This is a genomic window from Enterobacter cloacae complex sp. 385G4, assembly GCF_057320665.1.
Genome location: NZ_JBXWDD010000005.1, coordinates 49,086 through 62,473 on the forward strand (window position 1 = coordinate 49,086; position 13,388 = coordinate 62,473).

Sequence of the window (13,388 nt, forward strand, 5' to 3'; positions counted from 1 at the left end):
ACAGGAACGCGAAATGACCAACACCGGTTTTATTATTGGTGCGTACCCCTGCGCACCCTCGTTTCACCAGAAAGGGGAACAAGAAGAACAATCCTTCTGGCGGGAACTTTCCGACACACCGTACATACGCGGGCTGGAACAACCTTGCCTGGAAAACCTTCATCCTTTCGGTGACGAGTGGCTGTTCCGTCATACGCCGGACGAGTGGCTGTTCCGTCATACGCCGGACGAGTGGCAAATCGTGGTCACGGCGGTGATGGAAACCATGCGCCGTCGTGGCACGAACGGCGCATTTGGTCTGGCATCAGCAGACGAAGAACAACGTAAAGCATGCGTTGAATTTTACCGGCATCTGCACCAGAAAATTGACGCTGTAAATGTGCGTTTTCCGGGAAAAGTCATAGCCCTGGAGATGCAGGCGGCGCCGCAGGCCGGGAATGCATCCGTCGAACAGGCCACCGAGGCATTCTCCCGCTCAATCCGCGAAATTGTGAGCTGGAACTGGTCCTGCGATCTGGTGCTGGAACACTGCGATGCCATGACCGGACCTGCACCGCGTAAAGGGTTTTTACCCTTAGAACAGGTGCTGGAGGTGGTAAACGGAACCGACATCAGCGTCTGCATCAACTGGGCACGGTCGGCCATTGAAGGCCGTAATTCCACCGTTCCGCTTGAACACGTTCAGGCCGCATGTAAAGCCGGAAAATTGGGCGCGCTGATGTTCTCTGGCACCACCACACGCGGCGAATATGGCGAGTGGCAGGATCTGCACGCGCCGTTTTCTTCGTTCTGTGCCGACAGTTTAATGACGACTGAACAGGCTACATCACTCTTTACTGCGGCGAGCGCCGCAACATTGAAATTCTCCGGTATTAAATTACTGGAAATAAATGCTAATGCTGATGTCAGCCATCGCATCGCCATTTTGCGTGACGGCATTAGCGCTATGAATAAAGCGACACAATAAAAATAAAAACATATTCCGATTACATTCACAGAGACATTAACTATGAATATTTCAACGAATGCTCTACATGCGGATATTCCGCGCCAGCGCTGGCTAAGAATCATTCCACCTATTCTTATCGCCTGCATTATTTCTTACATGGACCGCGTAAATATCGCCTTTGCGATGCCCGGAGGTATGGATGAAGAACTGGGTATTTCCGCCACCATGGCAGGCCTGGCAGGCGGGATCTTCTTTATCGGCTATCTGTTCCTGCAGGTTCCGGGCGGCAAGATTGCTGTTCATGGTAGCGGCAAGAAGTTTATCGGTTGGTCCCTGGTCGCCTGGGCAGTCATCTCAGTCCTGACCGGTATTGTCACTAACCAGTATCAGTTGCTGGTGCTGCGCTTCTTACTCGGCGTGGCGGAAGGCGGGATGCTGCCCGTTGTGCTAACGATGATAAGCAACTGGTTCCCGGATGCCGAACGTGGCCGCGCCAACGCGATTGTGATCATGTTCGTGCCGATTGCCGGGATCATCACCGCGCCACTTTCCGGCTGGATTATCACCGCGCTCGACTGGCGCTGGCTTTTTATCATTGAAGGTTTGATGTCCATAGTGGTGCTGGTGCTGTGGGCGTTCACCGTTTACGACCGTCCGCAGGAAGCACGCTGGATCTCAGAGGCCGAGAAAAACTATCTGGTGCAAACGCTGGCCGCTGAACAGCAGGCCATCGCCGGAAAAGAGGTGAAAAATGCCTCATTGAGCGCCGTACTTTCCGATAAAACCATGTGGCAATTAATCGCCCTGAACTTCTTCTACCAGACCGGGATTTACGGTTATACCCTTTGGCTACCCACCATCCTGAAAGAGCTGACGCACACCAGCATCGGCCAGGTCGGGGTGCTCGCCATTCTGCCTTACATCGGTGCCATTGCGGGGATGTTCCTGTTCTCTACGCTTTCTGACCGCACCGGCAAGCGCAAGCTGTTTGTCTCCCTGCCGCTGATTGGCTTCGCACTTTGCATGTTCCTCTCCGTGGCGCTGAAGGCAAACACCTGGCTGGCCTATGCCGCGTTGGTCGGCTGCGGCTTCTTCCTGCAGTCCGCCGCTGGGGTGTTCTGGACGATTCCTGCACGTCTGTTTAGCGCCGAGATGGCAGGCGGTGCGCGCGGTGTGATCAATGCGCTTGGTAACCTCGGCGGATTCTGCGGCCCTTATGCGGTAGGCGTACTGATAACGCTGTACAGCAAAGATGCGGGAGTTTACTGCCTGGCGATTTCTCTGGCACTGGCGGCGCTGCTGGCACTGCTGTTACCAACGAAATGTGATGCCGGAGCAGAACCCAATCCCACGGTGAATCCGCATAAACGTGCGGCCTGATGCCCTCACCCAACCCACTAAACCGAACCGTAGGCCGGGTAAGCGAAGCGCCACCCGGCGAATAAGTGAGATGAAGATGAGTGAAAAAGAGCCCTTCTGGCTGGGTATCGATTGTGGCGGTACTTATCTGAAAGCCGGGTTATACAACCGCCAGGGAAAGGAAGTGTGTATCGAACGTCGCTCGGTGGCCACGCTCAGCCCACGCGCAGGCTATGCGGAGCGGGATATGCACCAGCTCTGGCAGCACTGCCACGCTACCGTCGCCACGCTGCTCAAACGTTCAGGCGTAGACGGAGAGCAGATCAAAGGCGTCGGCATTTCTGCTCAGGGCAAAGGACTGTTTCTACTCGATAAACAGGATCGGCCCCTGGGCAACGCCATGCTCTCTTCTGACCGCCGGGCGCTGGAGATTGTGCAACGCTGGCAGCAGGACGGCATTCCAGAAAAACTCTATCCGCATACGCGCCAGACGCTGTGGACCGGGCATCCGGCCTCGCTTCTGCGCTGGGTAAAAGAGAATGAGCCTCAGCGCTTCGAGAAAATTGGCTGCGTGATGATGGCGCACGATTATCTTCGCTGGTGCCTCACCGGCACCAAAGCCTGCGAAGAGAGCAACATTTCGGAGTCCAATCTCTACAATATGAATACCGGCCAGTACGACCCACAGCTCACACGCTGGCTCGGTATCAGCGAAATTGACGGCGCCCTGCCGCCGATTGTCGGTTCAGCAGAAATTTGCGGGGAAATCACCGCTCAGGCAGCCGCCCTGACCGGTCTCGCGGCGGGTACGCCCGTCGTTGGTGGACTGTTTGACGTGGTTTCCACCGCGATCTGCGCCGGGCTACACGACGAACACACGTTGAATGCCGTAATGGGCACCTGGGCCGTCACCAGCGGGATTGCGCATGGCATCCGCGACAGCGAGCCGTTCCCCTACGTCTATGGCCGCTACGTTCATCCGCAACAGTACATCGTTCACGAAGCCAGCCCGACTTCCTCCGGCAATCTTGAGTGGCTCACCGCGCAGTGGGGCGATATGTCATTCGATGAAATCAACCATGCCGTCGCCGGTCTGCCAAAAGCCGGAAGCGATCTGATTTTCCTGCCCTTCCTCTACGGCAGCAACGCGGGTCTGGAGATGACCAGCGGTTTCTACGGCATGCAGGCGCTACACGCCCGCGCGCACCTGCTGCAGGCGGTTTACGAAGGCGTGGTATTCAGCCACATGACCCATCTTAACCGCATGCTTGAGCGCTTTACCGAGGTGAAGGCACTGCGCGTCACGGGTGGCCCGGCCCATTCGGACGTGTGGATGCAGATGCTTGCGGACGTCAGCGGTCTGACAATTCAATTACCCCAGGTAGAAGAGACTGGCTGTTCCGGTGCCGCGCTGGCCGCACTGGTCGGTACAGGCACCTATCCCGATTTCCACACGGCGCAACGCGCCCTTAAACATGACATCCGGGTGATTGAACCCGACATGGACGCCCATGCGGCCTATCAACGCAAATATCACCGCTATCAGTTACTGATTTCAGCATTACAGGGCTATCACGCCCAGGTTAAGGAGCACGACCTATGAGCCGACCATTACTGCAGCTGGCGCTCGATCACACCTCACTTCAGGCCGCGCAGCGCGATGTTGCCCTGCTTGTGGATCACGTCGATATCGTCGAAGCCGGTACCCTTTTATGTCTGACCGAAGGACTAAGCGCCGTCCGCGCGCTGCGCAAACAGTGCCCGAAGAAAATTATCGTGGCGGACTGGAAAGTGGCCGATGCCGGAGAGACGCTGGCAGAACAGGCGTTTGGCGCGGGCGCGAACTGGATGACCATTATCTGCGCCGCTCCGCTGGCCACCGTTGAGCGAGGCCACGAGGTGGCACTGCGCTGCGAAGGAGAAATCCAGATAGAGCTCTTTGGTAACTGGACGCTGGACGACGCGCGCGCATGGCAACGTATCGGCGTAAAACAGGCGATATACCACCGGGGAAGAGACGCGCAGGCCAGCGGTCAGCAGTGGGGCGAGGCGGATCTCGCCAGAATGAAAGCCCTCTCAGATATCGGTTTACAGCTTTCGATTACCGGCGGCATCACGCCTGCCGATCTCCCCCTGTTTAAGCAAATCAACGTCAAAGCGTTTATCGCCGGGCGCGCGCTGGCGGGCGCGGATAATCCGCCACAGGTGGCACAGGCATTCCATTCGCAAATCCGCGATATCTGGGGAGCGTAACCATGCGTCAGCATCCGTTAGGTATTTATGAAAAAGCGCTGCCGAAAGATCTCTCCTGGCCGGAACGCCTGGTCCTGGCGAAGAGCTGCGGATTCGATTTCGTTGAGATGTCGGTTGATGAAACCGACGAGCGTTTATCGCGCCTTGAGTGGAGTACCACGCAGCGCGCCTCTCTGGTTGAAGCGATGCTGGAAACCGGGGTGTCTATCCCTTCTATGTGCTTGTCTGCCCACCGTCGCTTCCCGTTCGGCAGCCGCGACGAAACGGTGCGCCAGCGCGCCCGTGAGATCATGACCAAAGCCATCAGGCTGGCACGCGACTTAGGTATTCGCACCATTCAGCTTGCGGGTTATGACGTCTATTACGAAGAGCACGATGAAGGTACTCAACAACGTTTTGCCGAAGGACTGGCATGGGCCGTCGAGCAGGCCGCCGCCGCACAGGTGATGCTGGCGGTCGAGATCATGGATACCGCATTTATGAATTCCATCAGCAAGTGGAAAAAGTGGGACAGCATGCTCGCCTCGCCGTGGTTCAGCGTTTACCCGGACGTTGGCAACCTGAGCGCGTGGGGTAACGACGTTACCGCCGAACTGACGCTGGGCATTGACCGCATTGCGGCTATTCACCTGAAAGATACCCAACCCGTTACCGCGCAAAGCCCCGGACAGTTCCGCGATGTATCGTTTGGCGATGGCTGCGTCGATTTTGTCGGCGTGTTTAACACGTTGAATAAGCTGAACTATCGCGGCGCGTTTCTGATTGAAATGTGGACCGAAAAAGCCAAAGAGCCGGTGCTGGAGATTATCCAGGCACGCCGCTGGATTGAAGCCCGTATGCAGGAAGGAGGTATGACATGTTAGAACAACTCAAAACCGAGGTACTGGCGGCAAACCTGGCGCTGCCAGCCCACCAGCTGGTGACCTTTACCTGGGGCAACGTCAGCGCAATAGATCGCGAAAGCGGCATGATGGTCATCAAGCCGTCCGGCGTGGAGTACGACGTGATGACGGCAGAGGATATGGTGGTGGTGAACATTGCCACCGGCCTGGTGGTCGAAGGCAGTAAAAAACCCTCCTCTGACACACCAACCCATCTGGCACTGTATCGCCGTTATCCGGAGATTGGCGGCATCGTACATACCCATTCCCGCCACGCCACCATCTGGTCGCAGGCGGGACAGGATTTACCCGCCTGGGGCACGACGCACGCAGACTATTTCTACGGAGCGATCCCCTGCACGCGGCTGATGACCACGGCAGAAATTGCCGGGGAATACGAATACCAGACGGGCGAAGTGATCATTAAAACCTTCGAGGAGCGCGATCTCAGCCCAATGCAGGTCCCGGCGGTACTGGTTCACTCCCACGGCCCGTTCGCCTGGGGCAAAGACGCTGCCGATGCGGTCCACAATGCCGTCGTGCTGGAAGAGTGCGCCTATATGGGCCTGTTCTCACGCCAGCTCGCACCACAGTTACCGGCTATGCAGCAGGCGCTGCTGGACAAGCATTATCTGCGCAAGCACGGGGCGAACGCCTATTACGGGCAGTAATCAACCGGAATTAATATGCTCCTTACAGTACCGCCGTTTCCAGACGGCGGGGGTTAACCCGGTATGCTTCGAGAATATCTGCCGGAAATATCCCACGTCGTTAAAGCCGCAGCGCGCTGCGACCTCGGTTAATGACGCAGCGTCGTTGAGCAGGAGTTTTTCCGCCGCCCTGACGCGCTGGCGATGTATCGCCTCCGTCAGGGTTAAATGGAAAGTCCGGCGAAAGACGCGCCCGAGATAATCTGCATTACAGTGCAACGCTTTTGCCAGCTGCGAGGTGGATATCGGTAAATGAAACTGCGTGCGAATAAGCTGTTTTGCCTTCCATGCCATCGCCGCGCCGGCCTGATCTGCGCTGTCTTCATATCCTGAAGAGTTCGACACCTGCTGTAAAATCAATAATAAAATCATCTCCAGCGCCAGGCTACGCCGTAATTTCTCCTGCTCGCTGAGGAATTGACGAAAGAGCGCAATCACATATTCCGCATCCCTTACGCGGCAGTGTTGTTCTATTGCCAGAGGAGCAGCGTTGGGTAACGTTGGATCTTGCGGCTCCACCTCAAAATGCAGCCAGTAAAAGCGCAGGTCCGCCGGGAAATCCTCCACGCCCACATGCCGACGCTGCGGCCAGAGCAACAAACTCTCTCCCGCATTGACATCAAAAACATGATTTTCTTCCTGGATCGTTAAAGTCCCTTTTTCGACAAAAATAATCTCCCACGATGTTAATTTTCGCGCAGGGTGGCGGCCCACTCCGCGGGAGATAAATAGCCCGCCATTTTGAACCTTAACCGGAAGCGCTATGGATAATTCGAGCATGGATATTCACCATTCCGCTTTTATTGTCGTTAATATTCGACTTACCCGTTGATTATTAATCAATATTAAAATATCTGTCCGATCGGAATCACATTTTTATCATCAGGTCGGAATCGTCACCTTTTTATACTTTTCCCTTCCCTTGTTGGCCTTCCCGTTCGATGCAGAATAAAGAGGTACCCAGCATAAATACGATAATAAATTCGATCTCCGAGGAGTTACTTCATGACTTCCACACCGATTACAGACGCAGACGCTGCAAAACAGAAAGTCGATGACCGGCTGTCCGTCCGCGAGAAAATGGGCTACGGCCTGGGCGATGCGGGCGGCACGGTGATTACCTGCCTGATCATGAACTTTCTGACCTTTTTCTATACCGATGTATTTGGTCTCACCCCTGCGCTGGTGGGCACGCTGTTTATTGCCCTTCGCGTGTTTGACGCCATTTCCGATCCGGTGATGGGCGTCATTGCTGACCGCACGCAGAGCCGCTGGGGCCGATTTCGTCCCTGGCAGCTGTGGGTCGCCGTCCCAATAGGCATTATCGGCGTAATGACCTTCACCGTTCCGGAAGCCAGCATGGGCGTGAAAATCGCCTGGGCGTTCGGCACCTATTTGCTATTGTCCGTGGGCTATACCGCCATCAACGTGCCCTACTGCGCGCTGATTAACACCATGACCACCCGCCACAACGAGGTGATCGCCTGCCAGTCCTGGCGCTTTGTGCTGTGCGGCGTGGCGGGCTTTCTGGTCTCCGTTGGCCTGCCGTGGCTGGTAGCGGAGCTGGGTCAGGGCGATACCGCGAAGGGTTATCAACTGGGCGTTGGCGTGCTGTGCGCTATCGCCGTGGTGATGTTCTTGTGCTGCTTCTTCTGGGTTCGCGAACGCGTTCCGCTGGCGCTGATGGGCAAATTCACCCTGCGCGAGCACCTGGCGGGCCTGCGTAAAAACGATCAGCTGCTGCTGATGTTGTTGATGTCGTTTCTGCTGATCAACGTCTTCAACATTCGCGGCGGTGGATATATGTACTTTATCACCTACGTGCTTCAGGGCAGCACGGCGTACACCTCGCTGTTTTTCACCATGGTGACCTTTGCCGCTATTCTGGGCGCAGTGATCGTCAGCCCGCTGTCGCGCCGTATTGATACCGTCAAACTCTACTACTACACCAACCTGGTGCTCGCTGCGCTTGCGGTGGGCATGTGGTTTCTGCCGGGTGGCCCGGCGCACCAGACGCTATGGCTGATCGTCATTTTAAGCAACGGCGTGATCCTGGGCTTCACCCTGCCGCTGCACTTCTCGCTAATGGCCTTTGCCGATGACTACGGCGAGTGGAAAACCGGCGTGCGTTCGTCGGGCATGAACTTCGCCTTCAACCTGTTTTTCATCAAGCTTGCGTGGGCGTCCAGCGCCGGGATTATCAGCCTGGTGTTTATTGCCGTGGCCTATCAGCCAGGCGCGGGCAACCAGACGCCAGCCTCACTACACGGCATCACCGCCATGGAGACGCTGCTGCCTGCCCTTTTCCACCTGCTGCTGGCGGTCGCTATCCGCTGGTGCAGGCTTAATAACCCAATGATGTCGCGCATTTCCACCGACCTGCGCCAGCGTCACGTACCGTCCTGAGGAGAACGCTATGTCCATAATGGAACCCGACCTGCACCAGCTGAAAATCAACGATCCGTTTCTCGGGCAATATCAACGGCTGGTCCGTGACGTGGTGATCCCTTACCAGTGGGATGCGCTTAACGACCGCGTGGCGGAGGCCGAACCCAGCCACGCCATCGCCAACTTCCGCATCGCGGCCGGGCTGGAACGGGGGGAGTTTTACGGGATGGTATTTCAGGACAGCGACGTGGCGAAATGGCTCGAAGCCGTGGCGTGGTCGCTGTGCCAGAAGCCGGATGCAGCACTGGAAAAAACCGCCGACGAGGTGATTGAGCTGGTCGCGGCGGCGCAGTGTGAAGATGGCTACCTCAACACCTACTTCACGGTAAAAGCCCCCGAGGAACGCTGGACGAATCTGGCCGAATGCCACGAGCTGTACTGCGCCGGGCATATGATTGAAGCGGGCGTGGCGTATTTCCAGGGAACCGGAAAACGTCGCCTGCTGGACGTGGTGTGCAGGCTGGCGGACCATATCGACAGCGTGTTTGGCCCGGGAGAAACACAGCTACACGGTTACCCTGGTCACCCGGAAATCGAGCTGGCGCTGATGAGGCTGTACGACGTCACGCAGGAGCCACGCTATCTCAATCTGGTGAAATACTTTATCGAAGAACGCGGCGCGCAGCCTCACTTCTACGATAGCGAATACGAGAAGCGCGGCAAAACATCTTACTGGAATACCTATGGCCCGGCGTGGATGGTCAAGGACAAAGCCTACAGCCAGGCGCATCAGCCGCTTGCCGAGCAGCAAACGGCCATCGGCCACGCCGTGCGTTTCGTCTACCTGATGGCGGGCATGGCGCATCTGGCGCGCCTGAGCAACGACGAGGGGAAACGCCGGGACTGTCTGCGGCTGTGGAACAACATGGCGCAGCGCCAGCTGTACATTACCGGCGGGATTGGCTCGCAGAGCAGCGGCGAGGCGTTCAGCAGCGATTACGATCTGCCCAACGATACGGTGTACGCCGAAAGCTGCGCCTCAATCGGCCTGATGATGTTCGCCCGCCGGATGCTGGAGATGGAGGCAGACGGCCACTACGCCGACGTGATGGAGCGCGCGCTGTACAACACGGTGCTGGGCGGGATGGCGCTGGACGGTAAGCATTTCTTTTATGTCAATCCACTGGAAGTGCATCCGAAAACGCTGGCCTTTAACCATATCTATGACCACGTGAAGCCGGTGCGTCAGCGCTGGTTCGGCTGCGCCTGCTGCCCGCCGAATATCGCCCGCGTGCTGACCTCGCTGGGGCACTACATTTATACCGTTCGCCCGGATGCGCTGCTGATAAACCTGTACGTGGGGAACGACGTCGCCATTCCGGTGGGCGATAACACCCTACAGCTGCGCATTAGCGGTAACTATCCGTGGCAGGAGCAGGTGAAGATCGAAATCACCTCGCCGGTTCCGGTCACCCACACGCTGGCACTCAGGCTGCCGGACTGGTGCGCGGAGCCTGCCGTTTCGCTGAATGGCGAAGCCATGACCGGTGAAGCGTCACGCGGATACCTCTACCTCAACCGCCGCTGGCAGGAAGGCGACACCCTGACCCTGACGCTACCGATGCCGGTCCGCCGTGTGTACGGTAACCCCCAGGTGCGCCAGCAGGCGGGTAAAGTCGCGCTACAGCGCGGGCCGCTGGTTTACTGCCAGGAAGAAGCTGATAACGGCGCCAACCTGCATAACCTCTCCTTGCCCCGAGATAGCGAGTTCCGGGTGTATGAAGGCAAAGGCATTTTCGCGCATAAGATGCTGATACAGACAGAAGGGATTGGGTGTCACATGAAGGAAACGGATGCGCTGTGGCAGTACGACCGCTCGCCGGTACTGCGCCAGCCCCGTACGTTGACCTTTATTCCGTGGTTTAGCTGGGCTAACCGGGGAGAAGGGGAAATGCGGGTATGGGTGGATGAAGCATAAATAAGGGTAATACTAATTTTCATAATATATAATATTTTTATCGAGCTCGGTGATGCCGAGCTCTGTGATTTATTATCAATCGAAAGACAATGTGATCTAACCCTCGGTATTGTTTTTTTTGGTGTCCATCATCTCAGCATACCATTGTCTAGTACACATTTTAGTGTTATTCCATAAAGACACACAGCTAAAAATAAGGATATCCCATGGAATTCACTGAAAGATTAAATGCCTTATCAAATAAAATAAAACAACAAATTGATGTAATAAATACTGAAGAAGGAACAAAAACTGCATTTGTAATGCCATTCATTCATAATGTCCTGGGCTACGATGTTTTTGATCCTTCAGAGGTAACACCTGAATTTGTCTGTGATATTGGCACAAAAAAAGGAGAAAAAATCGATTACGCCATAATGAAAAACAATGACGTACAAATACTTATTGAATGTAAAAAAATTGGCGAACCATTAAATATAAATCATGCGTCGCAGTTATTCAGATATTTTCACGTAACAAACGCAAGGATTTCAATTCTTACCAATGGTCAAAATTATAAATTTTTCACTGACCTTGACGCACCAAACAAAATGGACGAAAAACCATTTTTGGAAGTCGATCTACTTGATATTGACGAAAATATAATACCTGAATTAAAGAAACTAACTAAATCTTCATTTGATCTCGAATCAATTATCAATGCTGCTGGTGAGTTAAAATATGTTAGCCAAATCAAAAAAATCCTTCACTCTCAGCTTAATAATCCCGAAGATGATTTTGTGAAATTTTTTGCATCCAGGGTTTATGATGGAATTCTGACGCAAAAAGTCAGAGATTCATTTTTAAATTTAACTAAAAAGGCTGCAAGTCAGTACATAAATGATCAAGTTAATGAGCGACTTAAGTCTGCCATTACGGGTATAACCCCAGCGATTACCGAAACATCAAATGAGCCATCGCATATTGAAGAAGATGACCATAAAGATGAAAGCGATGTGATAACAACGCTAGAGGAACTTGAGGGATATCATATTGTTAAAGCAATTACCAGAGCAGTACTAGAGGCACCACGTATCACTCACAGAGATACCAAAAGCTATTTTGGCATTCTTGTGGATGATAACAACCGCAAACCAATTTGCCGATTGCATTTTAATCGTACGCAAAAATACATCGGACTTTTCGACATAGAAAAAAACGAAACACGTCACCCTATATCGACAGTCGATGATATCTATTCCTTTGCAGATATCCTTAAAGCAACAGCGGCTCTATATAATTAATTTTTACCCAGGCAGCACGCGACGTGCTGCCTCAGCCAGAAATGCGCTTCGATTACCGAACTGAGGATGCTCGCTGACAAAGGAATCAATCTGTACCAGCAAACGTCGAGGCATCGTGATGTTGATACGCTCGGCTCTGCCGTCAAACTGCTTCATATTAATATCCACCAGCAACCATTGCCCGCCCGTGAAGTCGTCAGGGTGATTTTCAAGGTGCACTTCGACATTTCCCGGAAGAGGCAATGCTTCATCCATTTCAAACAGCGCTTCGAAGTGCGCGGTGAGCGCCTCACGTGCATCCTGAAAAGCGTCGTCCAGGGAATCACCTGCAAAAAAACAGCCTGGAACGTCAGGAAAAAAGCCGCTGGCGCTACCGTCGGTGTCAGAATGAATGTAAGCCGGATAAAACATAACTACTCCTGATATCAGTGTTTAATTCCCGCCTGCCGCCATATCTGCGCGAGCGTGCCCGGTTTAATATCCTTCTTAGGATGTGGGACAGTAACCAGCCCTTTCTGTTCGGGATGGCGAAACTGATGATGGCTTCCTTTCGTTCTGACACATTTCCAGCCGTGGCCGATCAGAACGGTAATGACATCCGCACTTTTCACATCCCAGTCCTTCCATGATTATACACATGATACACACCATTACTATCGGGTCGAATCACATTAGCGCATAAGGAACATCAGTGCAGCCGTGTTTTGGCGGAACAGGAAGAAGCATCGAAAAATGAAAAAGGAATACGTTGTATTGCAGATAAAAATGCAGGCAAGATCGTAGGCCGGGCAAGGCAACGCCGTCGCCCGGCTTTACCGCATCAGAAGCGCCAGGTCAGGCCGGTCATTAGCGCGAAGCTATCATCGCGGTCGATCATCGGGCTGTTCTTCACGTCATCAGGCAACACGGTGTAGACCGCGCTGGCGTTGAGGTACAGCTTCTGGGTTAACTGATATTTAGCTGCCAGACCAACGTAGGGCGTCCAGCTGTCGCCGGCGGTGTATTGATCCAGCCCTGAGCGGCGTGACTCGCTGCCGGATACGCCGTAGTAGTAGTCGTTATAGCTCTCGTCGCTGTAAAAAACACCGACAGAAGGCGTCAGGGTCAAACGCTCCATCCTGATTGGACGGAAGTAGGATACCTCGCCCACCACGCCGCCGCTTTCATCCGTGGCATCGCCTGAGACCGCCACTTTCAGAGAACCCCAGCTTTCGTGGCGGTAGTACGCACCGCCGAGGAACGCAGAGGCTTTACGCTCATCAAGCTGCTTCATCTGGTGGTCGTCGTTATCATCCGGATCAAAATGCAGCGGCATCCAGGATGCGGTCAGGCTGAGTTCATTTTTTGCGTCTTTCCACAGGATCCATCCGCCCGTGGTCTGACGAACATAGAAGCGATCGCTCTCATAGCTAATTAACGGCACCGCAGTGGTATTTTCGTTATAGCCTTTATAAGGAGACTCATTAAATACGGCCCCCGCGCCAAGTGAAAAATCACCGGCCATTGCAGAAGAGGTTGCAAATAACGTGGCAGCAATCAGTAAATTGTATTTAATAGTCATGTGAAGTAATCCATTTATACGCCAAA

13 protein-coding genes are annotated in these 13,388 nt (G+C 54.2%); 9 read left to right on the forward strand and 4 right to left on the reverse strand.

Annotated features, from left to right (window positions below):
* The first annotated feature begins 13 nt into the window (after positions 1-13).
* The 6 genes from AC2FAJ_RS14780 (at position 14) to araD (ending at position 6,113) form a co-directional block, all read left to right on the forward strand.
* Complete coding sequence (locus AC2FAJ_RS14780; protein WP_485454267.1) at positions 14-967, forward strand: DUF4862 family protein; 954 nt, start codon at positions 14-16, stop codon at positions 965-967.
* Between the two features lie 42 nt (positions 968-1,009).
* Complete coding sequence (locus AC2FAJ_RS14785) at positions 1,010-2,329, forward strand: MFS transporter (RefSeq protein WP_280029387.1); 1,320 nt, start codon at positions 1,010-1,012, stop codon at positions 2,327-2,329.
* Between the two features lie 76 nt (positions 2,330-2,405).
* Positions 2,406-3,911, forward strand: a complete 1,506-nt coding sequence (locus AC2FAJ_RS14790; RefSeq protein WP_485454268.1) for an FGGY-family carbohydrate kinase — start codon at positions 2,406-2,408, stop codon at positions 3,909-3,911.
* On the forward strand, positions 3,908-4,561 hold the full coding sequence (gene ulaD / locus AC2FAJ_RS14795; protein ID WP_060572012.1) for a 3-keto-L-gulonate-6-phosphate decarboxylase UlaD: 654 nt from the start codon (positions 3,908-3,910) through the stop codon (positions 4,559-4,561). The genes AC2FAJ_RS14790 and ulaD overlap by 4 nt, the downstream gene beginning before the upstream one ends.
* Positions 4,562-4,563: 2 nt before the next feature.
* A complete protein-coding gene (locus AC2FAJ_RS14800) occupies positions 4,564-5,424 on the forward strand; it encodes an L-ribulose-5-phosphate 3-epimerase (RefSeq protein ID WP_060572011.1) in 861 nt (286 codons plus the stop codon).
* The gene (gene araD / locus AC2FAJ_RS14805; protein WP_041911632.1) at positions 5,418-6,113 is read left to right on the forward strand and encodes an L-ribulose-5-phosphate 4-epimerase; all 696 of its coding nucleotides are present in this window, start codon (positions 5,418-5,420) and stop codon (positions 6,111-6,113) included. The genes AC2FAJ_RS14800 and araD overlap by 7 nt, the downstream gene beginning before the upstream one ends.
* Here the strand turns inward: araD and AC2FAJ_RS14810 are convergent, their stop codons facing one another.
* Positions 6,114-6,932 carry a helix-turn-helix domain-containing protein gene (locus AC2FAJ_RS14810; protein ID WP_045260037.1) on the reverse strand — a complete coding sequence of 273 codons (819 nt, stop codon included), beginning with the start codon at positions 6,930-6,932 and terminating at the stop codon, positions 6,114-6,116.
* A gap of 225 nt (positions 6,933-7,157) precedes the next feature.
* Here AC2FAJ_RS14810 and AC2FAJ_RS14815 point away from each other — a divergent pair, with 225 nt between their 5' ends.
* The 3 genes from AC2FAJ_RS14815 to AC2FAJ_RS14825 all read left to right on the forward strand — a co-directional run bounded on the left by AC2FAJ_RS14815 (position 7,158) and on the right by AC2FAJ_RS14825 (position 11,801).
* Positions 7,158-8,558, forward strand: coding sequence for an MFS transporter (locus tag AC2FAJ_RS14815; RefSeq protein ID WP_041911634.1), 1,401 nt, complete (start codon positions 7,158-7,160; stop codon positions 8,556-8,558).
* A 10-nt stretch (positions 8,559-8,568) separates the two neighbouring features.
* The gene (locus AC2FAJ_RS14820; protein WP_485454269.1) at positions 8,569-10,518 is read left to right on the forward strand and encodes a glycoside hydrolase family 127 protein; all 1,950 of its coding nucleotides are present in this window, start codon (positions 8,569-8,571) and stop codon (positions 10,516-10,518) included.
* Between the two features lie 206 nt (positions 10,519-10,724).
* Positions 10,725-11,801 carry a type I restriction endonuclease gene (locus AC2FAJ_RS14825; protein ID WP_060572008.1) on the forward strand — a complete coding sequence of 359 codons (1,077 nt, stop codon included), beginning with the start codon at positions 10,725-10,727 and terminating at the stop codon, positions 11,799-11,801.
* A 3-nt stretch (positions 11,802-11,804) separates the two neighbouring features.
* On the opposite strand, the gene AC2FAJ_RS14830 is transcribed toward AC2FAJ_RS14825, so the two are convergent.
* The 3 genes from AC2FAJ_RS14830 to AC2FAJ_RS14840 all read right to left on the reverse strand — a co-directional run bounded on the left by AC2FAJ_RS14830 (position 11,805) and on the right by AC2FAJ_RS14840 (position 13,362).
* Positions 11,805-12,212 (reverse strand): type II toxin-antitoxin system HicB family antitoxin, encoded by a 408-nt coding sequence (locus AC2FAJ_RS14830; protein WP_193359172.1) that lies wholly within the window; start codon positions 12,210-12,212, stop codon positions 11,805-11,807.
* 14 nt (positions 12,213-12,226) lie between these two features.
* A complete protein-coding gene (locus AC2FAJ_RS14835) occupies positions 12,227-12,412 on the reverse strand; it encodes a type II toxin-antitoxin system HicA family toxin (protein ID WP_041911637.1) in 186 nt (61 codons plus the stop codon).
* A 209-nt stretch (positions 12,413-12,621) separates the two neighbouring features.
* Entirely contained in the window at positions 12,622-13,362 is a 741-nt protein-coding gene (locus tag AC2FAJ_RS14840) for a MipA/OmpV family protein (RefSeq protein WP_045630265.1), read from the reverse strand.
* Positions 13,363-13,388: the final 26 nt, after the last annotated feature.

Excerpts from the sequence above, each read along its gene's own strand:
- AC2FAJ_RS14800 (WP_060572011.1), top strand. The coding sequence starts at position 4,564 with ATGCGTCAGCATCCGTTAGGTATTTATGAAAAAGCGCTGCCGAAAGAT.
- AC2FAJ_RS14830 (WP_193359172.1), bottom strand. The coding sequence starts at position 12,212 with ATGTTTTATCCGGCTTACATTCATTCTGACACCGACGGTAGCGCCAGC.
- AC2FAJ_RS14790 (WP_485454268.1), top strand. The coding sequence starts at position 2,406 with ATGAGTGAAAAAGAGCCCTTCTGGCTGGGTATCGATTGTGGCGGTACT.
- AC2FAJ_RS14785 (WP_280029387.1), top strand. The coding sequence starts at position 1,010 with ATGAATATTTCAACGAATGCTCTACATGCGGATATTCCGCGCCAGCGC.
- AC2FAJ_RS14780 (WP_485454267.1), top strand. The coding sequence starts at position 14 with ATGACCAACACCGGTTTTATTATTGGTGCGTACCCCTGCGCACCCTCG.
- AC2FAJ_RS14820 (WP_485454269.1), top strand. The coding sequence starts at position 8,569 with ATGTCCATAATGGAACCCGACCTGCACCAGCTGAAAATCAACGATCCG.
- araD (WP_041911632.1), top strand. The coding sequence starts at position 5,418 with ATGTTAGAACAACTCAAAACCGAGGTACTGGCGGCAAACCTGGCGCTG.
- AC2FAJ_RS14815 (WP_041911634.1), top strand. The coding sequence starts at position 7,158 with ATGACTTCCACACCGATTACAGACGCAGACGCTGCAAAACAGAAAGTC.
- AC2FAJ_RS14825 (WP_060572008.1), top strand. The coding sequence starts at position 10,725 with ATGGAATTCACTGAAAGATTAAATGCCTTATCAAATAAAATAAAACAA.
- ulaD (WP_060572012.1), top strand. The coding sequence starts at position 3,908 with ATGAGCCGACCATTACTGCAGCTGGCGCTCGATCACACCTCACTTCAG.
- AC2FAJ_RS14840 (WP_045630265.1), bottom strand. The coding sequence starts at position 13,362 with ATGACTATTAAATACAATTTACTGATTGCTGCCACGTTATTTGCAACC.
- AC2FAJ_RS14810 (WP_045260037.1), bottom strand. The coding sequence starts at position 6,932 with ATGCTCGAATTATCCATAGCGCTTCCGGTTAAGGTTCAAAATGGCGGG.